This window comes from Streptomyces sp. NPDC126497, from assembly GCF_040302425.1.
Taxonomy (GTDB): domain Bacteria; phylum Actinomycetota; class Actinomycetes; order Streptomycetales; family Streptomycetaceae; genus Streptomyces.
In genome coordinates this window covers 59,827-81,594 of sequence record NZ_JBEORT010000003.1, presented here as the reverse complement: position 1 = coordinate 81,594, position 21,768 = coordinate 59,827, and the positions used below count along the sequence as shown (strand labels likewise).

General features: G+C 71.3%; 19 protein-coding genes. 13 read left to right on the top strand and 6 right to left on the bottom strand.

Annotated features, from left to right (window positions below):
* The first annotated feature begins 75 nt into the window (after window positions 1-75).
* Window positions 76-936, top strand: coding sequence for a protein phosphatase 2C domain-containing protein (locus tag ABTY20_RS02765; protein ID WP_351995209.1), 861 nt, complete (start codon window positions 76-78; stop codon window positions 934-936).
* Here ABTY20_RS02765 and ABTY20_RS02760 read toward each other — a convergent pair.
* Entirely contained in the window at window positions 884-1,378 is a 495-nt protein-coding gene (locus ABTY20_RS02760) for a MarR family winged helix-turn-helix transcriptional regulator (protein ID WP_351995208.1), read from the bottom strand. The genes ABTY20_RS02765 and ABTY20_RS02760 overlap by 53 nt on opposite strands.
* 228 nt (window positions 1,379-1,606) lie before the next feature.
* Between ABTY20_RS02760 and ABTY20_RS02755 the strand changes: the two genes are divergently transcribed.
* Window positions 1,607-2,428 (top strand): lysozyme, encoded by an 822-nt coding sequence (locus tag ABTY20_RS02755; RefSeq protein WP_351995207.1) that lies wholly within the window; start codon window positions 1,607-1,609, stop codon window positions 2,426-2,428.
* Window positions 2,429-2,498: 70 nt separating this feature from the next.
* Here the strand turns inward: ABTY20_RS02755 and lon are convergent, their stop codons facing one another.
* Entirely contained in the window at window positions 2,499-4,913 is a 2,415-nt protein-coding gene (lon, locus tag ABTY20_RS02750) for an endopeptidase La (protein ID WP_351995206.1), read from the bottom strand.
* 739 nt (window positions 4,914-5,652) lie between these two features.
* Here lon and ABTY20_RS02745 point away from each other — a divergent pair.
* The 8 genes from ABTY20_RS02745 (at window position 5,653) to ABTY20_RS02710 (ending at window position 14,986) form a co-directional block, all read left to right on the top strand.
* A complete protein-coding gene (locus ABTY20_RS02745) occupies window positions 5,653-6,360 on the top strand; it encodes a spermidine synthase family protein (protein WP_351995205.1) in 708 nt (235 codons plus the stop codon).
* 125 nt (window positions 6,361-6,485) lie between these two features.
* Window positions 6,486-7,226: a response regulator transcription factor gene (locus tag ABTY20_RS02740; RefSeq protein WP_351995204.1), complete on the top strand. Its 741-nt coding sequence runs from the start codon at window positions 6,486-6,488 to the stop codon at window positions 7,224-7,226.
* Complete coding sequence (locus ABTY20_RS02735) at window positions 7,223-8,320, top strand: HAMP domain-containing sensor histidine kinase (RefSeq protein ID WP_351995203.1); 1,098 nt, start codon at window positions 7,223-7,225, stop codon at window positions 8,318-8,320. The genes ABTY20_RS02740 and ABTY20_RS02735 overlap by 4 nt, the downstream gene beginning before the upstream one ends.
* A 49-nt stretch (window positions 8,321-8,369) precedes the next feature.
* Window positions 8,370-8,573: a hypothetical protein gene (locus tag ABTY20_RS02730; protein WP_351995202.1), complete on the top strand. Its 204-nt coding sequence runs from the start codon at window positions 8,370-8,372 to the stop codon at window positions 8,571-8,573.
* 53 nt (window positions 8,574-8,626) lie between these two features.
* A complete protein-coding gene (locus ABTY20_RS02725; RefSeq protein ID WP_351995201.1) occupies window positions 8,627-12,436 on the top strand; it encodes a multifunctional oxoglutarate decarboxylase/oxoglutarate dehydrogenase thiamine pyrophosphate-binding subunit/dihydrolipoyllysine-residue succinyltransferase subunit in 3,810 nt (1,269 codons plus the stop codon).
* A 79-nt stretch (window positions 12,437-12,515) separates the two neighbouring features.
* On the top strand, window positions 12,516-12,695 hold the full coding sequence (locus ABTY20_RS02720) for a DUF6104 family protein (RefSeq protein ID WP_003992906.1): 180 nt from the start codon (window positions 12,516-12,518) through the stop codon (window positions 12,693-12,695).
* A 379-nt stretch (window positions 12,696-13,074) separates the two neighbouring features.
* On the top strand, window positions 13,075-13,947 hold the full coding sequence (locus ABTY20_RS02715; protein ID WP_351995200.1) for a DUF4097 family beta strand repeat-containing protein: 873 nt from the start codon (window positions 13,075-13,077) through the stop codon (window positions 13,945-13,947).
* Window position 13,948: 1 nt separating this feature from the next.
* Window positions 13,949-14,986: a PadR family transcriptional regulator gene (locus ABTY20_RS02710; RefSeq protein ID WP_351995199.1), complete on the top strand. Its 1,038-nt coding sequence runs from the start codon at window positions 13,949-13,951 to the stop codon at window positions 14,984-14,986.
* 238 nt (window positions 14,987-15,224) lie between these two features.
* Here the strand turns inward: ABTY20_RS02710 and ABTY20_RS02705 are convergent, their stop codons facing one another.
* From ABTY20_RS02705 to ABTY20_RS02690, 4 genes are all read right to left on the bottom strand, one after another.
* Window positions 15,225-15,788, bottom strand: a complete 564-nt coding sequence (locus ABTY20_RS02705) for a Clp protease N-terminal domain-containing protein (protein WP_351995198.1) — start codon at window positions 15,786-15,788, stop codon at window positions 15,225-15,227.
* Complete coding sequence (locus ABTY20_RS02700; protein WP_030860301.1) at window positions 15,788-15,997, bottom strand: HTH domain-containing protein; 210 nt, start codon at window positions 15,995-15,997, stop codon at window positions 15,788-15,790. Before ABTY20_RS02700 ends, ABTY20_RS02705 begins: the two co-directional genes overlap by 1 nt.
* A 100-nt stretch (window positions 15,998-16,097) precedes the next feature.
* On the bottom strand, window positions 16,098-17,063 hold the full coding sequence (locus ABTY20_RS02695; RefSeq protein ID WP_351995197.1) for a zinc-binding dehydrogenase: 966 nt from the start codon (window positions 17,061-17,063) through the stop codon (window positions 16,098-16,100).
* Window positions 17,064-17,223: 160 nt separating this feature from the next.
* On the bottom strand, window positions 17,224-18,462 hold the full coding sequence (locus ABTY20_RS02690; RefSeq protein ID WP_351995196.1) for an NAD(P)-dependent malic enzyme: 1,239 nt from the start codon (window positions 18,460-18,462) through the stop codon (window positions 17,224-17,226).
* Between the two features lie 583 nt (window positions 18,463-19,045).
* Between ABTY20_RS02690 and ABTY20_RS02685 the strand changes: the two genes are divergently transcribed.
* Genes ABTY20_RS02685 through ABTY20_RS02675 form a run of 3 tightly spaced genes read left to right on the top strand, consistent with a single transcriptional unit; the run spans window position 19,046 to window position 21,751 of the window.
* Window positions 19,046-20,011 carry an ABC transporter substrate-binding protein gene (locus tag ABTY20_RS02685; RefSeq protein WP_351995195.1) on the top strand — a complete coding sequence of 322 codons (966 nt, stop codon included), beginning with the start codon at window positions 19,046-19,048 and terminating at the stop codon, window positions 20,009-20,011.
* Between the two features lie 31 nt (window positions 20,012-20,042).
* Complete coding sequence (locus ABTY20_RS02680) at window positions 20,043-20,993, top strand: amino acid ABC transporter permease (protein ID WP_351995194.1); 951 nt, start codon at window positions 20,043-20,045, stop codon at window positions 20,991-20,993.
* The gene (locus ABTY20_RS02675) at window positions 20,990-21,751 is read left to right on the top strand and encodes an amino acid ABC transporter ATP-binding protein (protein ID WP_351995193.1); all 762 of its coding nucleotides are present in this window, start codon (window positions 20,990-20,992) and stop codon (window positions 21,749-21,751) included. The genes ABTY20_RS02680 and ABTY20_RS02675 overlap by 4 nt, the downstream gene beginning before the upstream one ends.
* Window positions 21,752-21,768 lie beyond the last annotated feature (17 nt).

Sequence of the window (21,768 nt, the reverse complement as noted above, 5' to 3'; positions counted from 1 at the left end):
TGCACGGCTGCAGGGATCCGGCGAGCGGCGGGGGCCCTTCGCGGCCCTTGTGAAAAGCTCGTGCAGACTGGCGGGATGCGTACGGAGCTGGTTTCGGAACCCGGTGATCCCGGCCGTCCCAACGAGGACTTCGCGAGCGTCGGGCTTCCGGCCTCCGGACAGGGCGGTTCGCTCGTGGTGCTGGACGGGGTCACACCACCGGGTGACGGCGGCGGCTGTCTGCATTCCGTGCCCTGGTTCACCGCGCGGCTCGGCGGGGCGCTGACCGAACTGACCGTTTCCCTCCCGGATGTTCCCCTGGCCGGGCTGCTGTCCCGGGCCCTCGCGCGTACCGCCGCCGACCACGCGACGTCCTGTGACCTTTCTCACCCTCGCACGCCGCAGGCAACGGTGGTGCTGGCCCGCTGGTCACCGGTCTCGGTGGACTACCTGGTGCTCTCCGACTCGGTCCTGCTCGTCGAGTCCCCCGACGGGGCGGTCACCCCGCTCCTGGACGACCGGCTGGACCGGCTGCCCCGCTCGGCCCTGGCCGACCACGCCCTGGTGGACAGCACGCTGCGCAACAGGGAGGGCGGTTTCTTCACGGCGGCGGCGGACCCCTCGGTGGCCTCCCGCGCGGTCACCGGTTCGCTGCCGCGCGGCGAGGTGCGCGCCCTGGCCGCCCTGACGGACGGTGCGGCACGCTGGGTGGAGCGGTTCCACCGGGGCGACTGGACGGACTGCCTCGCCCTGGTCCGCGAGGAGGGCGCCCGGGCCCTGGTGGAGCGCGTGCGCGCCCTGGAGCGGACGGACGCGGACCGGACGCCGCCGCTGCGCGGCAAGACGCACGACGACGCGACGGTGGTCTACGCGGAGCTGTCACCCCGTCAGGGCCTGCCGCGGCTCAGTGCTCCATGCCGCGGTTCAGCTGGTTCAGCAGCCGGGCGAGTTCCGTGACCTCGGCGGGGTCCCAGTCGGCGAGCCGGCCGGCGTAGCGGGCGCGGCGGGCCTCGCGGACCCTGCGGACCCGGTCGTGCCCCTCCCGCGTGAGGGCGATCAGCCAGGCGCGGCCGTCGGCGGGGTCCGGCTCGCGGGCGACCAGGCCGAGCTCCTCCAGCGCGCGCAGCTGACGCGACATCGTCGCCTTGCCGACGCCGATGTAGGCGGCGAGTTCGGTGGCCCGTTGCCGGCCGCCCTCATCCAGACGGACCAGCAGCCCGTACGCGGACGGTTCCAGGTCGGGATGGACCGCCCGGGCCATCTCCCCCTGGCTGGCCCGCGCGCGCCGCAGCAGCACCGTCAACTCGCGTTCCAGCGCGAGGAATCCCGGCTGCTCCACACCCGGCGCGGACTCCGGGGAGGAGGCGCGCTCCGCACCGCCGTTTCCGTCTTCGTGCACGTCTGTCCCTGCTTCGGTTTTCCGGTTCCGAGACTCTTCCGCCAAGTGGCGACGTCGCCGCGGCTCCACCAGTATTTCGCAGGCGTGGACCAATGGCGGCGCGCGGGCACCCGCCCCGTCGTGGTCCACGTGCGCGGTCTCCCCACCGGGCGACCGCGCGGCATGCCCCCACAGGGGATACGGGTCACCTTCCGGGTTCGCCCCCCACCGACCTTTCGGAGATGCGTCATGCCTGTGCACAGATCCGGCCTCCTCCGCATACGCGCGCTCGCGACCGCGGTCCTGCTCGCGGTGCTCTCGCTCCCCCACACGGCCGCCGCGGCCGCCTCCTCCCCCGGCGCCCCTCCGCGCGGCTCCGCCCACATGGGCGTGGGCGTGCTCGCCCACGACGACGGCGGCGGCGGTCTCCCCACCGTCCGCACCGCCCATACGGAGGGGGTGGACGTCTCCAGCCACCAGGGCGACGTCGCCTGGACGACCCTGTGGAACAGCGGCGTCCGGTGGGCCTACGCCAAGGCCACGGAGGGGACGTACTACACCAACCCGTACCACTCCCAGCAGTACGACGGCTCCTACGACGTCGGCATGGTCCGCGGCGCCTACCACTTCGGCACGCCCGACACCGCGAGCGGCGCCGCCCAGGCCGACTACTTCGTCAGCCGGGGCGGCGGCTGGTCGGCCGACGGGCGGACCCTGCCGGGCGTGCTCGACATCGAGTGGAACCCCTACGGCGACGCCTGCTACGGCAAGTCGCAGAGCGCGATGGTGAGCTGGATCCGCGACTTCCTGGACCGGTACCGGGAGCGCACCGGCCGCAGCGCCGTCCTCTACACGGCCACCAGCTGGTGGAAGCAGTGCACCGGCGACTACGCGGGCTTCGCCCCCACCACGCCGCTGTGGATCGCCCGCTACGCCTCCACCCCGGGCGAACTGCCCGCCGGCTGGAGCACGTACACGATGTGGCAGTACACCTCGACCGGCCCGACGGTCGGGGACCACGACCGCTTCAACGGCACCCCCGACCGGCTGCGGGCCTTCGCGGCCGGCTGATCCGGTCCCGGCGACGGGCGAGGCCCGGGCCTCCGTCACGGGACCCGGGCCTCGCCGTCCGGCCGCTCCGTCACACGGCGACCGGGACCTCCGGCGCCGCGCCGCTGGTCGCGGGCGACAGCGCCAGCTCCAGGACCTGGCGGACGTCGGTGACGGCGTGGACGTCGAGCTTGTCCAGCACCTCCGCCGGGACGTCGTCCAGGTCGGGCTCGTTGCGCTTGGGGACGATCACGGTGGTGATCCCCGCGCGGTGCGCGGCGAGCAGCTTCTGCTTCACCCCGCCGATCGGCAGCACCCGCCCGGTCAGCGACACCTCGCCGGTCATCGCCACGTCGGTGCGGACCAGCCGGCCGGAGAGCAGCGAGGCCAGGGCGGTGGTCATCGTGATGCCCGCGCTCGGGCCGTCCTTGGGCACCGCGCCCGCCGGGAAGTGGATGTGCACGCCCCGGTCCTTCAGGTCGGCGACCGGCAGCTCCAGCTCGGCGCCGTGACTGCGCAGGAAGCTCAGCGCGATCTGCGCCGACTCCTTCATCACGTCACCCAGCTGGCCGGTCAGGGTCAGTCCCGCCGCGCCCGTCTCCGGGTCGGCCAGGGACGCCTCGACGTAGAGGACGTCCCCGCCGGCGCCGGTCACCGCGAGCCCGGTGGCGACACCGGGGACGGCGGTGCGGCGCTCGGCCGGGTCCTGGGCGGACTCGGGCACGTGGTGCGGCCGGCCGATCAGGTCCCGCAGGTCGTCCGCGGTGACGGTGAAGGGCAGCTCCCGCTCGCCCCGTTCGTGCTGGGCGGCCACCTTGCGCAGCAGCCGCGCGATGGACCGCTCCAGGGTGCGCACGCCGGCCTCGCGGGTGTACTCGCCGGCCAGCCTGCGCAGCGCCCCCTCGTCGACCGTGACCTCGTCCTCGGCCAGCCCGGCGCGCTCCCGCTGGCGCGGGAGCAGGTGGTCGCGGGCGATGACGACCTTCTCGTCCTCGGTGTAGCCGTCGAGGCGGACCAGCTCCATGCGGTCCAGCAGGGCCTCCGGGATGGCTTCCAGCACGTTGGCCGTCGCGAGGAACACGACGTCCGACAGGTCGAGCTCGACCTCCAGGTAGTGGTCCCGGAAGGTGTGGTTCTGCGCCGGGTCGAGGACCTCCAGCAGGGCGGCCGCCGGGTCGCCGCGGAAGTCCGAGCCCACCTTGTCGATCTCGTCGAGCAGGACGACCGGGTTCATCGAGCCGGCCTCCTTGATCGCCCGCACGATCCGGCCGGGCAGCGCGCCGACGTAGGTGCGGCGGTGGCCGCGGATCTCGGCCTCGTCGCGGACGCCGCCGAGGGCGACGCGGACGAACTTCCGGCCCATCGCGTGGGCGACGGACTCGCCGAGGCTGGTCTTGCCGACGCCGGGCGGGCCGACGAGGGCGAGCACGGCGCCGCCGCGCCGTCCCCCGACCACGCCCAGACCCCGGTCGCTGCGCCGCTTGCGCACCGCCAGGTACTCGGTGATCCGTTCCTTCACGTCCGCCAGGCCCGCGTGCTCGGCGTCGAGGACGGCCTGGGCGCCCTGGATGTCGTACGCGTCCTCGGTGCGCTCGTTCCACGGCATCTCCAGGACCGTGTCGAGCCAGGTGCGGATCCACGAGCCCTCGGGCGACTGGTCGGAGGACCGCTCCAGCTTGTCGACCTCCTTGAGCGCCGCCTCGCGCACCTTCTCCGGCAGGTCGGCGGCCTCCACGCGGGCGCGGTAGTCGTCGGACTCCTCGCCCTCCTTCTCGCCGTTGAGCTCACGCAGCTCCTTGCGCACGGCTTCGAGCTGGCGGCGCAGCAGGAACTCGCGCTGCTGCTTGTCGACGCCCTCCTGGACGTCCTTGGCGATGGTCTCGGCGACGTCCTGCTCGGCGAGGTGGTCGCGCAGCTGCTGGGTGGCGAGCTTCAGGCGGGCCACCGGGTCGGTGGTCTCCAGCAGGGCGACCTTCTGCTCGGTGGTCAGGAACGGCGAGTAGCCGGAGTTGTCGGCGAGCGCGGAGACGTCGTCGATGGCCTGGACGCGGTCGACGACCTGCCAGGCGCCGCGCTTGCGCAGCCAGGCGGTGGCGAGCGCCTTGTACTCCTTGACCAGTTCGGTCACGTGTCCCGGCAGCGGCTCGGGCACGTTCTCGTCGATGCGGGTGCCCTCCACCCACAGCGCCGCGCCCGGCCCGGTGGTCCCGGCGCCGATCCGCACGCGGCCCCGGCCGCGGATCAGGGCGCCCGGATCGCCGTCGGCCAGCCGGCCGACCTGCTCGACCGTGCCCAGCACACCGGTGCCGGCGTAGGTCCCGTCGACGCGTGGCACCAGCAGCACCCTGGGCTTCCCCGGCTCGGTCCGGGCGGCGGCCTGGGCGGCCTCCACCGCGGCGCGCACCTCGGAATCGCTCAGGTCCAGCGGAACCACCATCCCGGGCAGCACGACCTCGTCGTCGAGCGGCAGCACGGGCAGGGCGAGCGATGCGGACTCAGCAGCCATGATCTCCCCTTCGGCAGTCAAGTTGAGTTATGCCGACTCAATGCTTGTGATCCACCGAATGTTCCCCACAGCGTGTTCGCTCTGAGCGATCATCCTCCGGGCGCCCCTGTGACAGGGAACCCTTCGCTCCGCGGCGTCATTCCGCGGGCGGTCCCGCGGGGCGCGGAGCGCCTTCCCGGCGGCGGCACCGGGTGAGGGCCGCCGCCGACCGCGCGCCGTCGGCAGCCGGCCGATCCGGCCGGGCGGCGCCGCTCACGATCTCCTCGATCACCCCGCGCCAGAAGGGTCTCCGGAGCCGCACCCGCGGCAGGTGCTCCGCGTGCCCCCGAGGGCCGGGGTCCGAGCTCCTCCCCGGGCAGCGGAACGACCAGTCCCTCACCTGAACGAGTGAGACCTCCCCCAGGCACCGGAGTGGACGGGCCCGGAGAGGCCGACGGTCCCCCGGACGTGTTCGCCCTTCGCCCGGGGGACGCCCGGCGCGCCACACCGCCCGGGAGGGTCCCGACCCCGCGCAACGCCCCCTCGCCCCCGCCGACCGGATGCTTGAATCGGGTGCGGATCGCGATCCCCCGGGGGCCCGGCACCACGAACGGCGCCCCCGCCTTCCGCGGTCCACCAGGTCCACCCGGTCACCACCACGGAAGGCCCCATGACGGAAGGTCACGCACTCGACGCGACACCACCCCTTCTCCCCGCCCGAGGAAACGCGCCCGCCACGGCCCGGAAGGCTCCCCCATCCATGCCGGAACGCACCCACGCACCGTCGACCACCACCCGCCCACCGCTCCCCGAGGTCCTGGACCGCCGCGAGGGCCCGTACGGCGAGGTCGTGCTGCGCCGGCACGGCGACCTCCTGCAGATCATCGCCAACGGCTGCTTCCTGATGGACACCTCCGACGGCCGTTCGGAACGGCGGCTGGTCGACGCCGCGCTGGCCGCCCTCGACGCGCGCGCGGCGGAGCCGCGCGTCCTGATCGGCGGCCTCGGGGTGGGCTTCTCGCTCGCACACGCCGCCGGGCAGTCCCGCTGGGGGCGCATCACCGTGGTGGAACGCGAACCGGCGATCATCGAGTGGCACCGCGCGGGGCCGCTCGCCGCGCTCTCCTCACGGGCCCTCGCCGACCCGCGCACGGAGATCGTCGAAATGGACCTCCTCCGTTACCTCGATGAGACGTCCGACACGTTCGACGCGCTCTGCCTCGACATCGACAACGGGCCCGACTGGACTGTCACCGAGGACAACGACGGGCTTTACACACCGGCCGGACTGGCTGCCTGCGCAAGGGCGTTGAAGGCCGGCGGGGTGCTCGCCGTGTGGTCGGCGAAGCCCTCCCCGGAATTCGAGGGAACCTTGCGGAATGCCGGATTCCGGCAGGTGCGTACCGAAGAGGTCCCCGTTGCCCGGGGCGTTCCGGACGTCGTGCACCTCGGCGTCCGCCCTGGATAGCAAAGCCGCGGTGCATCCCCGTACGCTGCTGCCCTGACGCGGATCATTCAAGCGTCAATCGCAGTGATGCGCAGACGACGGATCACCCCACGGATTCCGGAAAAAGCACACCTCAGGGGCGCGCGATGGAGCAGACACAGACCTCCCACAACGGCACGGCCACGACCGCCCCCGGCGCCCAGCGCCGGGTCCTGGTGGTCGAGGACGATGCGACGATCGTGGACGCCATCGCGACGCGCCTGCGCGCCGAGGGATTCCTGGTGCAAACGGCGGGCGACGGTCCGTCCGCGGTGGACACGGCGGAGGCCTGGCAGCCCGATCTGCTGATCCTCGACATCATGCTGCCGGGCTTCGACGGCCTGGAGGTCTGCCGGCGCGTGCAGGCCCAGCGGCCGGTGCCGGTGCTGATGCTCACCGCGCGGGACGACGAGACCGACATGCTGGTCGGGCTGGGCGTCGGCGCCGACGACTACATGACGAAGCCCTTCTCCATGCGGGAGCTCGCGGCACGCGTGCACGTGCTGCTGCGCCGCATGGAGCGGGCGGCCCTCGCGGCGACGACCCCGCGCAGCGGCATATTGCGCCTGGGCGAACTGGAGATCGACCACGCGCAGCGCAGGGTGCGGGTGCGCAGCGAGGACGTCCACCTGACGCCCACCGAGTTCGACCTCCTGGTGTGCCTGGCGAACACCCCCCGCGCGGTGCTCTCCCGCGAGCAGCTGCTGGCCGAGGTCTGGGACTGGGCGGACGCCTCCGGTACCCGGACGGTGGACAGCCACATCAAGGCGCTGCGCCGGAAGATCGGCGCCGAGCGCATCCGCACCGTGCACGGCGTGGGCTACGCCCTGGAGACTCCGACGCCATGAGCGACGGTCCGGCCGGACGCGGGGGCCCCGGAGCGCGGCGGTCCCGCAGCGGCGTGCGCCCGTTCTCGATCCAGACCAAACTCGGTGCGCTGGTCGTCGTCTCGGTCCTGATCACCACGGGTCTTTCGGTGATCGCCGTGCACACCAAGACGGAACTGCGCTTCATCACGATCTTCTCGATGATCGCCACCCTGCTCATCACGCAGTTCGTGGCGCACTCGCTCACCGCGCCGCTGGACGACATGAACGCCGTGGCCCGTTCCATCTCGCACGGCGACTACACCCGCCGGGTGCGCGAGAACCGCCGGGACGAGCTGGGCGACCTGGCCCAGGTCATCAACGTCATGGCCGACGAGCTGGAGGCCCAGGACCGTCACCGCAAGGAGCTGGTCGCCAACGTCTCGCACGAGCTGCGCACCCCCATCGCGGGCCTGCGCGCGGTGCTGGAGAACATCGTCGACGGCGTCACGCAGGCCGATCCCGAGACGATGCGCACGGCCCTGAAGCAGACCGAGCGCCTCGGACGCCTCGTGGAGACGCTGCTCGACCTGTCCCGCCTGGACAACGGCGTGGTGCCGCTGAAGAAGCGCCGGTTCGAGGTGTGGCCGTACCTGTCCGGCGTGCTGAAGGAGGCCAACATGGTCGCCTCGGCCCGGGCGGGCATGGCCTCCGGATCGGGCAGCCACACCCGTACGGACGTCCATCTGCACCTCGACGTGTCGCCGCCGGAGCTCGTCGCGCACGCCGATCCGGAGCGCATCCACCAGGTCGTCGCCAACCTCATCGACAACGCGGTCAAGCACAGCCCGCCGCACGGCCGGGTGACGGTCCGGGCGCGGCGCGGGGACCGGCCGGAGTCGCTGGAGCTGGAGGTGCTGGACGAGGGGCCCGGTATTCCGCGGACCGAGTGGCACCGCGTCTTCGAACGGTTCAACCGGGGCAACGTCAACCGGCCGCACGGTCCGGGCAGCGACGGCGGCACCGGTCTCGGGCTCGCGATCGCCCGCTGGGCGGTGGATCTGCACGGCGGACGGATCGGAGTGGCCGAATCCGAGCGGGGTTGCCGGATTCTCATCACTCTTCCGGGAGAGTGATCCGCACCGAGTTGACGTAAAGTTCGAAGTGGAACCACACGGTCCATCCGTGTTCGCACTGACGGACACGTGTGATCAGGCAGAGGCCCGCGTGAGCTGCGCGCCGGGTCCCTACCTGGCGATCCCCGAGACGGCCCGTGGAATCAAAACCACGGTTTTTTCCCGCCATTTCACGCACCGAAACACCCGCCACGATGTGACTTACGCGACGATGAACGGGCCCGGCCTGACCTTCTCGCGCTCGGGGGCGTAGCCTTTATTTCCGCTGTCCATCATCTTGCGAAGCGGAAGAGGGCGGTTGACGCCGTGTCGCCACAGTCCCCCAGTAACTCGAGCATCTCGACCGACACCGACCAAGCGGGTAAGAACCCCGCTGCGGCCTTCGGTGCCAACGAATGGCTCGTCGACGAGATCTACCAGCAGTACCTCCAGGACCCGAACTCGGTGGACCGAGCCTGGTGGGACTTCTTCGCCGACTACAAGCCGGGCGCGCCTGCGACCTCGGCCCCGGCGGGTACCGCGGCCGCGGGGGCCGCGGGAACCACCACCCCCCCGGCTCAGCCGGCCGCTCCGGCCCAGCCCGCCGCGCCCGCTTCGGCGGCCGCGCAGCCCGCTGCCGCCGCGCCGGCGCCCGCCGCCGAGCCGGCCGCCGCCAAGGCCCCGGCACAGGCTCCGGCGAAGGCCGCCGCGCCCGCCGCGAAGCCCGCCGCCGCCAAGCCCAAGGCGGAGCCCGCCGGCGAGGCGAAGACCGGCCCCGAGCAGGTCACCCTGCGCGGCCCGTCCGCCGCCGTGGCGAAGAACATGGACGCCTCCCTGGAGCTGCCCACGGCCACGTCCGTGCGCGCGGTCCCGGTGAAGCTGCTGTTCGACAACCGCATCGTCATCAACAACCACCTCAAGCGGGCCCGGGGCGGGAAGATCTCCTTCACGCACCTCATCGGCTACGCGATGGTGCAGGCCATCAAGGCCATGCCGGCGATGAACCACTCGTTCGCCCGGGTGGACGGCAAGCCGACCCTGGTGAAGCCGGAGCACGTCAACCTCGGTCTCGCCATCGACCTGGTGAAGCCCAACGGCGACCGCCAGCTGGTCGTCGCGGCCATCAAGAAGGCCGAGACGCTGAACTTCTTCGAGTTCTGGCAGGCCTACGAGGACATCGTCCGTCGTGCCCGTGAGAACAAGCTGACGATGGACGACTTCACCGGTGTCACGGTCTCCCTGACCAACCCCGGCGGCCTCGGCACCGTCCACTCCGTGCCGCGCCTGATGCCCGGCCAGTCGTTGATCATGGGCGTCGGCTCCATGGACTACCCTGCGGAGTTCCAGGGCACCTCCCAGGACACCCTGAACAAGCTCGGCATCTCCAAGGTCATGACGCTCACGTCGACCTACGACCACCGGGTGATCCAGGGCGCCGCCTCCGGCGAGTTCCTCCGCGCGGTCGCCAACCTCCTGCTCGGCGAGAAGAACTTCTACGACGAGATCTTCGAGGCGCTGCGCATCCCCTACGAGCCGGTCCGCTGGCTCAAGGACATCGACGCCTCCCACGACGACGACGTCACCAAGGCCGCCCGGGTCTTCGAGCTGATCCACTCCTACCGGGTCCGCGGCCACGTCATGGCCGACACCGACCCGCTGGAGTACCGCCAGCGCAAGCACCCCGACCTGGACATCGTCGAGCACGGCCTCACCCTGTGGGACCTGGAGCGCGAGTTCGCCGTCGGCGGCTTCGCCGGCAAGTCCCTGATGAAGCTGCGCGACATCCTCGGCGTGCTGCGCGACTCGTACTGCCGCACCACCGGCGTCGAGTTCATGCACATCCAGGACCCCAAGCAGCGCAAGTGGATCCAGGACCGCATCGAGCGCTCGCACACCAAGCCCGAGCGCGAGGAGCAGCTGCGCATCCTGCGCCGGCTGAACGCGGCGGAGGCCTTCGAGACCTTCCTGCAGACCAAGTACGTCGGCCAGAAGCGCTTCTCCCTGGAGGGCGGCGAGTCCGTCATCCCGCTGCTGGACGCGGTGCTGGACTCGGCCGCCGAGTCCCGCCTGGACGAGGTCGTCATCGGCATGGCCCACCGCGGCCGGCTGAACGTGCTGGCGAACATCGTCGGCAAGTCGTACGCGCAGATCTTCCGCGAGTTCGAGGGCAACCTCGACCCGAAGTCGATGCACGGCTCCGGCGACGTGAAGTACCACCTGGGCGCCGAGGGCACCTTCACCGGCCTGGACGGCGAGCAGATCAAGGTCTCGCTGGTCGCGAACCCCTCGCACCTGGAGGCGGTGGACCCGGTCCTGGAGGGCGTCGCCCGCGCCAAGCAGGACATCATCGGCAAGGGCGGCACGGACTTCACCGTCCTGCCGGTGGCGATCCACGGCGACGCGGCCTTCGCGGGCCAGGGCGTGGTGGCCGAGACCCTGAACATGTCGCAGCTGCGCGGCTACCGCACCGGCGGCACGGTCCACATCGTCATCAACAACCAGGTCGGCTTCACCGCCGCCCCGGAGTCGTCCCGCTCGTCGATGTACGCGACGGACGTGGCGAGGATGATCGAGGCCCCGATCTTCCACGTGAACGGCGACGACCCGGAGGCCGTGGTCCGCGTCGCGCGGCTCGCCTTCGAGTTCCGCCAGGCGTTCAACAAGGACGTGGTGATCGACCTCATCTGCTACCGCCGCCGCGGTCACAACGAGTCGGACAACCCGGCCTTCACCCAGCCGCTGATGTACGACCTGATCGACAAGAAGCGCTCGGTGCGCAAGCTCTACACCGAGTCCCTGATCGGTCGCGGCGACATCACCCTGGAAGAGGCCGAGCAGGCGCTGCAGGACTACCAGGGCCAGCTGGAGAAGGTCTTCACGGAGGTCCGCGAGGCCACCAGCCAGCCCGGCTCCGTGGAGACCTCCGACCCGCAGGCCGAGTTCCCGGTCGCCGTGAACACCGCGGTGACCACGGAGACCGTCAAGCGGATCGCCGAGTCCCAGGTCAACATCCCCGACCACATCACCGTCCACCCGCGTCTGCTGCCGCAGCTGCAGCGCCGCGCGACGATGGTCGAGGACGGCACCATCGACTGGGGCATGGGCGAGACCCTCGCCTTCGGCTCCCTGCTCCTGGAGGGCGTCCCGGTCCGGCTCGCCGGCCAGGACTCCCAGCGCGGCACCTTCGGCCAGCGCCACGCGGTCATCATCGACCGCAGCACGGGCGAGGAGTACACGCCGCTGCAGTACCTCTCCGAGGACCAGGCGCGGCTGAACGTCTACAACTCCCTGCTGTCCGAGTACGCGGCGATGGGCTTCGAGTACGGCTACTCGCTGGCCCGCCCCGACGCCCTCGTGCTGTGGGAGGCGCAGTTCGGCGACTTCGTCAACGGCGCGCAGACGGTCGTGGACGAGTTCATCTCCTCGGCCGAGCAGAAGTGGAACCAGACCTCCGGTGTGGTCCTGCTCCTCCCGCACGGCTACGAGGGCCAGGGCCCGGACCACTCCTCGGCCCGTCCCGAGCGGTTCCTGCAGCTCTGCGCCCAGAACAACATGACGGTCGCGATGCCGACCTCGCCGTCGAACTACTTCCACCTCCTGCGGTGGCAGGTGCACAACCCGCACCACAAGCCGCTGGTCGTCTTCACGCCGAAGTCGATGCTGCGCCTGAAGGCCGCGGCCTCGAAGGCGGAGGAGTTCACCTCGGGCCAGTTCCGCCCGGTCATCGGCGACGCCTCGGTCGACCCGGCCGCGGTGAAGAAGGTCGTCTTCACGGCCGGCAAGGTCTACTACGACCTCGACGCCGAGCGGCAGAAGCGCGGCGTGACGGACACGGCGATCATCCGCATCGAGCGCCTGTACCCGCTGCCGGGTGCGGAGCTCCAGGCGGAGATCAAGAAGTACCCGAACGCCGAGAAGTACCTGTGGGCCCAGGAGGAGCCGGCGAACCAGGGCGCCTGGCCGTTCATCGCGCTCAACCTGATCGACCACCTCGACCTGGCGGTCGGCGCCGACCTCCCGCACGCCGAGCGTCTGCGCCGCATCTCGCGGCCGCACGGCTCGTCCCCGGCGGTCGGCTCCGCGAAGCGCCACCAGGCCGAGCAGGAGCAGCTGGTGCGCGAGGTCTTCGAGGCGTAACCGGCAGCCGTACGCGCGGGCCGCACCCCCCTCACGGGGGGTGCGGCCCGTCCGTTTTCCCGCACCTATCCTTGTCCCCATGTACTTCACGGACCGTGGCATCGAGGAACTGGAGAAGCGGCGCGGGGAGGAGGAGGTCACCTTCGAGTGGCTGGCCGAGCAGCTGCGCACCTTCGTCGACCTCAACCCCGACTTCGAGGTCCCGGTGGAACGCCTGGCCACCTGGCTGGCCCGCCTGGACGACGAGGACGACGAGTAACACCTCCCGGGGGCGGCACCCCCGCCCCCGCGGACCCGCAAGGCCGCATCAGCCGCGGGCAGTCGCCGCCACCCCCTCCGCGGTCCGCGGGCAGTCGTGCCGCTGGGGCGGCACGGGTGGGCGCGACCGCATCCCGCAAGCGCCGGGCCGCGTGGAGGCCCCCGGCCCACGCCGACGCCGGGCGCCCCCGCGAACGCCGGATCACGCGCATCCGCCCCGGCTCCGACGCACCCCGCACCGGGTCGCTTCCACCACGCCGCGAGCCGGCCGACCACCAGAACGAGTGCCTTGACTTTCCCCTGCCGCGATATATCGTGAATCACGTAAGACGCGATATGCCGCGTCGTCGTCGGCCGCTTCGTTCCCAGGAGGTCCCCCCATGCCCGAGTGGTCCGTCGCGGAACCCACGAAGCTCACCTTCGACACCCCCGTGAGCGACCTGCGCGTCCGCATCGTCAACGGCACCGTGAACATCGTCGGCACCGACGAAGGTCCCGCCCGCCTCCAGGTCTCCGGGATCGAGGGCCCGCCCCTGGTGGTCACCCAGGAGGGCGGCACCCTCACGGTGGCCTACGACGACCTCCCCTGGAAGGGCTTCCTCAAGTGGCTGGACCGCAAGGGCTGGCGCCGCAGCGCGGTGGTCTCCCTGGCCGTCCCGGCCCGGACCCGGGTGGAGGTGGGCGTGGTCGGCGCCGGCGCCGTGGTCTCCGGCATCCGGGGCCCCGCCGAGGTGAAGGGCGTCACCGGCGACACCACCCTGGTCGCCCTGTCCGGACCGGTCCGCGCGGAGACCGTGTCCGGGAACGTGGAGGCCCAGTCCGTCACCGGCGGCCTCCGCTTCACCTCCGTCTCCGGCGACCTCACCGTCGTCGAGGGCTCCGGCTCCTCCGTGCGGGCGGACACGGTCGGCGGATCCATGATCGTCGACCTCGATCCCGACGGCCCCGCCGACGTCAAGCTGACCAGCGTCTCGGGTGAGATCGCCATCCGGCTCCCGTATCCGGCGGACGCCCAGGTGGAGGCCAACACCGCGAGCGGCGCCATCTCCAACGCCTTCGACGACCTGCGGGTGCAGGGCATGTGGGGCGCCCACAAGCTCACCGGCCGGCTCGGCGCGGGCAGCGGCACGCTCCGGGCCACCACCGTCTCCGGCTCCATCGCCCTGCTGCGCCGCCCGGCCGGGGAGGACGACTCCGAGCCGGGGGACGGCTCGGAGGACAATGCCGGTACGACCGACAAGAAGGTGCTCTGACATGCCTCCCGTCTTCGCCCACGGACGCCTCCGCCTCTACCTGCTGAAGCTGCTGGACGAAGCCCCGCGCCACGGCTACGAGGTGATCCGCCTCCTCGAGGAGCGCTTCCAGGGGCTGTACGCACCGTCGGCGGGCACGGTCTACCCGCGGCTGGCCAAGCTGGAGGCGGAGGGCCTGGTCACCCACACCACCGAGGGCGGCCGCAAGGTGTACTCCATCACGGACGCCGGCCGCGCCGAACTGTCCGACCGCAGCGGTGAGCTGGCCGATCTGGAGCTGGAGATCCGGGAGTCGGTCGCCGAGCTGGCCGCCGAGATCCGGGCCGACGTCAGCGGCGCGGCGGGCGATCTGCGCCGCGAGATGCGGGCCGCGGCCGGCAGGGCGCGCCAGAGCCGTCCGGGCGGGGCCGCGCCCGAAGAGGAGGGCGCTTTCGGCGACTTCGGGGTCTTCGGCAACAAGGACGCCTGGCAGGCCGCCAAGGAGGAGATGCGCCGCGCCAAGCAGGAGTGGAAGGAACAGGCCCGGCGCGCCAAGGACGAGAGCCGCCGTTCCCGCGAGGAGGCGCAGCGCGCCCGTCGCCAGGCCAAGGAGGCCCAGGACAGGGCGCAGGAGGAGGTCCGGCGCATCGCACGGCAGGTACAGGAACAGGTGCAGGGCCACTTCGCCCGGGGCGACTGGCCGACGGGTCTGCGTGAGGGCCTCGGCGAGCTGGCGAAGGAGATGGGCGAGTTCGGCAAGGACTTCGCCTTCGGCCGGACCGACACGGGGGCCTCCGGCAAGGGCTCCGCGCCGGAGTACTCCCAAACCCCCGAGGACTTCCCCGCCGACTACACACCGGCCTGGGCCCACGAGGACGCCTCGGACTCCACCGGAGATCCGGCCCGTGACCTGGACCGCCTGCTGGACCGCTTCCGGGACGACATCCGCGACGCGGCCCGCGACCACGGCGTCACCCCGGACCAGCTCCGCGACGCCCGCCGCCACCTGTCCACGGCGGCGGCCCGCATCGGTGCGATGCTGCGCGCACCGAAGCAGTAACTCTCCCCACCGAACACGACCGGACCCGCGCCGGCCCGTCCGCACCGGGCCGGTGCCCTGGGCTCATCCACCCCGGTGCGCCCCTGACGAGCCCGGCAGGGACGCACCGGCCCCGACCGGGCCCGGCCCACCCGAACCGAGCCGAGCCGAAATCCTCCGGGCTCGCTCACCCCGACGGGGGCTCTCCAGGCCCGACCAGGCCCGGCCCGGGCCCCCTCGGGCCGACCCTGCGCCGACGTCAGCCCGCCTTGGCCTCGCCGCTCCCGTACAGCACGCGGGAGACGGACTCGTACGTCACGCCGTGGTCGGCGAGGACCTCGGCGGGGACGCCGGGGCGGACGGTGAGGGCGAGCAGGATGTGTTCGTCGCCGATGTGCCGGTCCCGCCGGTCCACGGCGACACGCAGGGCGCCCTCGAGCACGTCCTTGGCGCCCCGGCTGAAGCTGCGGCGCCCCGCCCACCAGCCCTTGTCCCTGCGGTCACCGGACATCGCCCCGACACCATGGGTCTCCTCCACCCGGGCGACGATCTCCGAGACGTCGATCCCCAGTCCGGCGAGGGCGTCGGTATCGGCCCGGGAGAGGCCGGCCCGGCGCCGGGACTCCTCCAGCGCCCGCCGCAGCGACTCCTTGCGTTCTCCCGCCCCGAGCGCCGCCAGCGCGAAGGACGCGCGGCTCGCCTCCCGGTCGAGCAGCGCGAGCAGCAGATGCTCGGCGGTGACGGTCCCCGCACGCGAGCTCTCGACGTACTCGACCGCCCCCTTCACCACGTCACGGGCGTCCTTCGTGAACCGCTCGAACATCAATGCCTCCCGTACTTCTTATGCACGGCCTGCCTGCTGACCCCGAGTTCGGTGGCGATCTCCTGCCACGACCAGCCCTGGTTGCGCGCGTTGCGCACCTGCACGGTCTCCAGTTGCTCCAGCAGCCGGCGCAGGGCGGCGACGGCCCGCAGGCCGACCCGTGGGTCACGGTCGCCCGCACGCTCGGCGAGGTCGGTTGCCTCAGTCATGATGTCAACGTACGTTGACACTCCCGCGACGTCAACCCCGGTTGACATGCCGACGGCCGGCCCGGAGAACCGGACCGGCCGTCGGCTCGAGCCGCGCCCCTCAGGGACGCGTGAGCACGATCTTGCCGAACTGCCCGCCGGACTCCATCCGCTCGAAGCCCTCCCGCGCCCGGTCCATGGGCAGCACCTCGTCGATGACGGGACGCACACCGGTGGCGGCGCAGAAGGAGAGCAGGTCCTCCAGCTCGTCCTTGGTGCCCATGGTCGACCCGACGACCTTGAGCTCCAGGAAGAAGATCCGGGTCAGCTCGGCGTGCGAGGGCCGGTCACCACTGGTGGCGCCGGAGATCACCAGCGTGCCGCCGGGCCGCAGCGACTTCACCGAGTGGGACCAGGTGGCGGCCCCCACGGTCTCGATCACCGCGTCGACCCGCTGCGGCAGCCGCGCCCCCGGCTCCACCGCCTCCACGGCCCCGAGCTCCAGCGCCCGCTTCCGCTTGGCCTCGTCCCGGCTGGTGGCGAAGACCCGCAGCCCCGCCGCCCTGCCGAGCACGATCGCGGCGGTGGCGACGCCACCCCCGGCCCCCTGCACCAGCACGGAGTCCCCGGGCCGCACCCCGGCGTTGGTGAACAGCATCCGGTACGCGGTCAGCCAGGCGGTCGGCAGACAGGCGGCCTCCTCGAAGGAGAGCTCCTTCGGCTTGGGCAGGACGTTCCAGGTGGGCACGGCGACCTGCTCGGCGAACGTGCCCTGGTAGCGCTCGGTCAGGATGGACCGGGGCTCCTCGGGGCCGACCCCGTGTCCGCTCTGGCCGATCACGGAGTGCAGGACGACCTCGTTGCCGTCCTCGTCGACGCCGGCGGCGTCGCAGCCGAGGATCATCGGCAGCTTGTCCTCCGCGAGGCCCACGCCCCGCAGGGACCAGAGGTCATGGTGGTTGAGGGAGGCGGCCTTGACCGTGACGGTGCTCCAGCCGGGCCGGGACCCGGGAGCGGGACGCTCTCCCAGTTCCAGGCCCGCGAGCGGCTGGTCGCGGTCGATTCGGGCGGCGTAGACGGCGAACATGACCTCGACGATAGGTTCCCCGCCCCGCCGAAGGAACCGGGCCCCGCTGTGAGACACGCCCTCTTGCCACCCGGCGGAAGCGCCGCCCGGGCGGCCCGGCCCCCGGAAAGGAGATCGGCCCCGTCCACCCGGGACGGGGCCGATCGGCGATCCGCGCGCCTCAGCGGCGGGCGACGCCCTCCGCCCGGGCGGCGGCGGCCACCGCCGCCGTCACCGCGGGAGCGACCCGCTCGTCGAACGGGGACGGGATGACGTAGTCGGCGGCGAGGTCGTCGCCCACCACCGAGGCCAGCGCCTCGGCCGCCGCCAGCTTCATCCCCTCGGTGATCCTGGAGGCCCGCACCTGCAGCGCCCCCGCGAAGATCCCGGGGAACGCCAGCACGTTGTTGATCTGGTTCGGGAAGTCCGACCGTCCGGTGGCCACGACGGCCGCGTACTTGTGCGCGACCTCCGGGTGCACCTCCGGGTCGGGGTTGGCCATGGCGAAGACGAACGCGCCCTCGGCCATCGACGCCACCGCCGGCTCCGGCACCGTGCCGCCGGAGACGCCGATGAAGACGTCGGCGCCGGCCAGCGCCGACTCCAGCGAGCCCGAGATCCCGGCCTTGTTGGTGAACGACGCCAGCTCCGCCTTGACCGGTGTGAGGTCCTCGCGGTCGCGCGAGACGACGCCCTTGCGGTCGGCCACCGCGACGTCGCCGACGCCGGCCTCGATCAGCATCCTGGCGATCGCGACGCCCGCGGCGCCCGCGCCCGAGATCACGGCCCGCAGATCACCCAGCGCCCGTCCGCTCAGCCGTGCCGCGTTCCGCAGCGCCGCCAGGGTCACGACCGCCGTGCCGTGCTGGTCGTCGTGGAAGACCGGGATGTCCAGCCGCTCCTGCAGCCGCTTCTCGATCTCGAAGCACCGGGGCGCGGAGATGTCCTCCAGGTTCACCCCGCCGAAGGACGGGGCGAGCCGGACCACGGTCTCGACGATCTCGTCGACGTCGGTGCAGTTCAGGGCGATCGGGACCGCGTCCACGCCGCCGAACTGCTTGAAGAGGATGGCCTTGCCCTCCATCACCGGGAGGGAGGCCTCGGGCCCGATGTCGCCGAGCCCCAGGACGGCCGTACCGTCCGTCACGACGGCGACGACCTGCGACTTCCACGTGTAGTCGTGGACGAGGTCCGGCTGCTCGGCGATCGCGCTGCACACCTTCGCGACGCCGGGCGTGTACGCCAGGGACAGGTCGTCCTTGTCACGGATCGGCACGGTGGCCTGCACGGCCATCTTGCCGCCGCGGTGCAGCGCGAACGCCGGGTCGAAGGAATCCAGGGGCTCTGCCCCGCTCTCCGGTTCCCCGTGACCGTTCCGGCTTTCGCTGTCGCTGCGAGGATTGACAATCTCCGCTGCCACTTGGTTTTACCCCTTAAATGTTCATGGTTTGAGGGTTGCCACTCCTGGTGAGGGGTGGGCGGGACCGCGCAAGGCCCGGAGGGTTGATGCGTACGGGCCGAACACGACGGGCGCGCCGCACACGCGCCCTGATCCCCGGATGAGGGGTGTAAAGAACCTTCTTACCGGACGGATGCGGTCGGCGACGAGTCCATAACGCGAAGGTCACATGCCGCCGACCTGAAGTGTCACCCGATACAAGGACAAGGCCGATCCGAACAGCTGGCAAACGCACAATCACGACAAAAACCACGGTGCGCGCGTCCACATCCTGGGATAAGCCGAAGATCTTGCGGCCGGAACGGCTAATTCCCGCAGACCGTCCGGCCGGATGTCCCGGAGTGATGCGGTTCGGGTACCGCCCGTTATCCGATTTTGACATCGTGAGGCCCCTGAATGGCTCAGACCGAATGGCAAGATGCCGTAATCGCACGAGGTCGCGACACTCGAAGGCGTGTGTTCTCGTCGACCTGCGGCGCTGCCGATACCCGTCGGCAGTGGCCCACCCATCGGCATCTCCACCCATCCGCCGGAGGAACCCACCATGACCGCAAGCACCACCCGTCGTACCACCGCCGCGCGCTCCCGTCTTGCGGCGGCCGGCGCGATCGCGGTCGCAGGCGCATTGCTTCTCACCGGCTGCGGTGACCAGACCGACGACAGCGGCAGCGGGGGCACCAAGGAGACGGGCAAGTCCAGCTCGGCCCCCCTGTTCGACAAGCTGCCCAAGAAGATCCAGGACGCGGGCGTCCTCAAGGCAGGCACCAACGCCGAGTACGCCCCGATGGAGTTCCAGGAGGGCGGCAAGATCGTGGGCGTCGACCCCGACATCGCCGCCGCGCTGGGCGAGAAGCTGGGCGTCGAGGTCGAGTTCACCTCGGGTTCCTTCGACGGTCTGATCACCTCGCTGAACTCGGGCCGCTACGACATCGCGATGTCGTCCATCACCGACAACAAGCAGCGCCAGGAGGGCCTGGACGACAAGGGCAAGAAGCTGGGCCCGGGTGTCGACTTCGTCGACTACTTCGTCGCCGGCACCGCCGTGTACGTCCAGAAGGGCAACCCGAAGGGGATCAACTCCATCGAGGACCTGTGCGGCCAGCCGGCCGCCGTGCAGCGTGGCACCACGTACGAGAAGGCCCTGCAGACCCAGTCCCAGAAGTGCGCGGACGCGGGCAAGAAGAAGATCAAGATCCAGCCGTTCGAGAACGACACCGAGGCCCAGACCCGTGTGAAGTCGGGCGGCGCGGTCGCCGGCGTCAACGACTACCCGGTCGCGGTCGACCTGGTCCGCAAGGCGGACGGCGGCAACGCCTTCGAGATCGTCGGCGAGCAGGTGGACGCCGGTCCGTTCGGCATCGCGGTGAACAAGGACAACAAGCAGCTCACCGAGGCCCTGGAGGCGGCCGTCAACGCGATCATCGAGGACGGCACGTACAAGAAGATCCTGGCCAAGTGGGGCGCCGAGACCGGCGCCATCGACAAGGCCGTGGTCAACGGCGGTGAGTGACGGTCCCGGCGCGTACTGAAGGGCAGTCGCAGTGACTGACGAATTCGACAAGGGGACGGCCGCCGTCTCCAAGAACAGCGGGGCAGCCGTGCCGCCCGCGGCGATCAAGGCCATCCCGGTCCGCCACTACGGCCGGTGGGTCAGCGGTGTCGTCGTGCTGGCGCTGGTGGCCCTGCTCGTCAACGCCTTCGCCACCGCCGAGAAGATCCAGTGGCACGCCGTCGGCGACTACGTCTTCGACGGCACCGTCCTCGCCGGCGCCGGGCGCACCCTGCTGATCAGCGTCCTGGCGATGGTCATGGGTGTGGTCCTCGGTGTGGTCCTCGCCGTGATGCGGCTGTCGAAGAACCCGGTGACGAGCTGGGTGGCCTGGGTCTACATCTGGTTCTTCCGCGGCACGCCGGTCTACGTGCAGCTCCTGCTGTGGTTCAACCTGGCGCTGATCTTCCCGGTGCTGAACCTCGGCCCGCTCTACAAGGACGAGATGGTCGACGTCATGACGCCGTTCATGGCGGCCCTGCTGGGCCTGGGCCTGAACGAGGCGGCGTACATGGCGGAGATCTGCCGCGCGGGTCTGACGGCCGTCGACGAGGGCCAGACCGAGGCCGCGCACGCACTGGGCATGAGCCACGGCAAGACGCTGCGGCGCATCGTGATCCCGCAGGCGATGCGGGTGATCGTGCCGCCGACGGGCAACGAGTTCATCAACATGCTGAAGACCTCGTCGCTGGTGTACGCGGTGACGTACAACGAGCTGTTGCGCGCCACCTCGACGATCGGCTCCACGTCGTACGCCGTGATGGAGATGCTGTTCGTGGCGTGCATCTGGTACCTGGTCATCACCAGCGTCTTCAGCGTCGGCCAGTACTACCTGGAACGCCGCTTCGCGCGCGGCTCGTCCCGGAACCTGCCGGCGACGCCGTGGCAGAGGATCAAGGTCAATCTGATGGCCTTCAGCCGCGAGAGGGGCAGCACGGTATGACGGCCATGGTGAAGGCGGAGGGCGTCCACAAGTCCTTCGGTCCCGTCGAGGTCCTCAAGGGCATCGACCTGGAGGTGAGGACCGGCGAGGTGTTCTGCCTCATCGGCCCCTCCGGCTCCGGCAAGTCCACCTTCCTCCGGTGCATCAACCACCTGGAGAAGATCAACGCCGGCCGGCTGTACGTCGACGGTGAGCTGGTCGGCTACCGCCAGAAGGGCGACAAGCTGTACGAGCTCAAGGACAGCGAGGTCGCCCGGCAGCGCCGGGACATCGGCATGGTCTTCCAGCGCTTCAACCTGTTCCCGCACATGACGGCCGTCGAGAACGTCATGGAGGCGCCGGTCCAGGTCAAGGGCGTGAGCAGGGCGCAGGCCAGGGAGCGCGCGATGCAGCTCCTGGAGCGCGTGGGCCTCGGCGACAAGGCCGGGAACTACCCCTCGCAGCTCTCCGGCGGTCAGCAGCAGCGCGTGGCGATCGCCCGCGCGCTCGCCATGGACCCCAAGCTGATGCTCTTCGACGAGCCGACCTCGGCGCTCGACCCGGAGCTGGTCGGTGACGTCCTCGACGTCATGCGCGACCTCGCCGAGTCCGGTATGACGATGGTCGTCGTCACCCACGAGATGGGCTTCGCCCGCGAGGTGGGCGACAGCCTGGTCTTCATGGACGGCGGTGTGGTGGTCGAGTCGGGCCACCCGCGCGACGTCCTGACCGACCCGCAGCACGAGCGCACCAAGTCGTTCCTGTCCAAGGTGCTCTGAGCGAACACGCGAAGGGG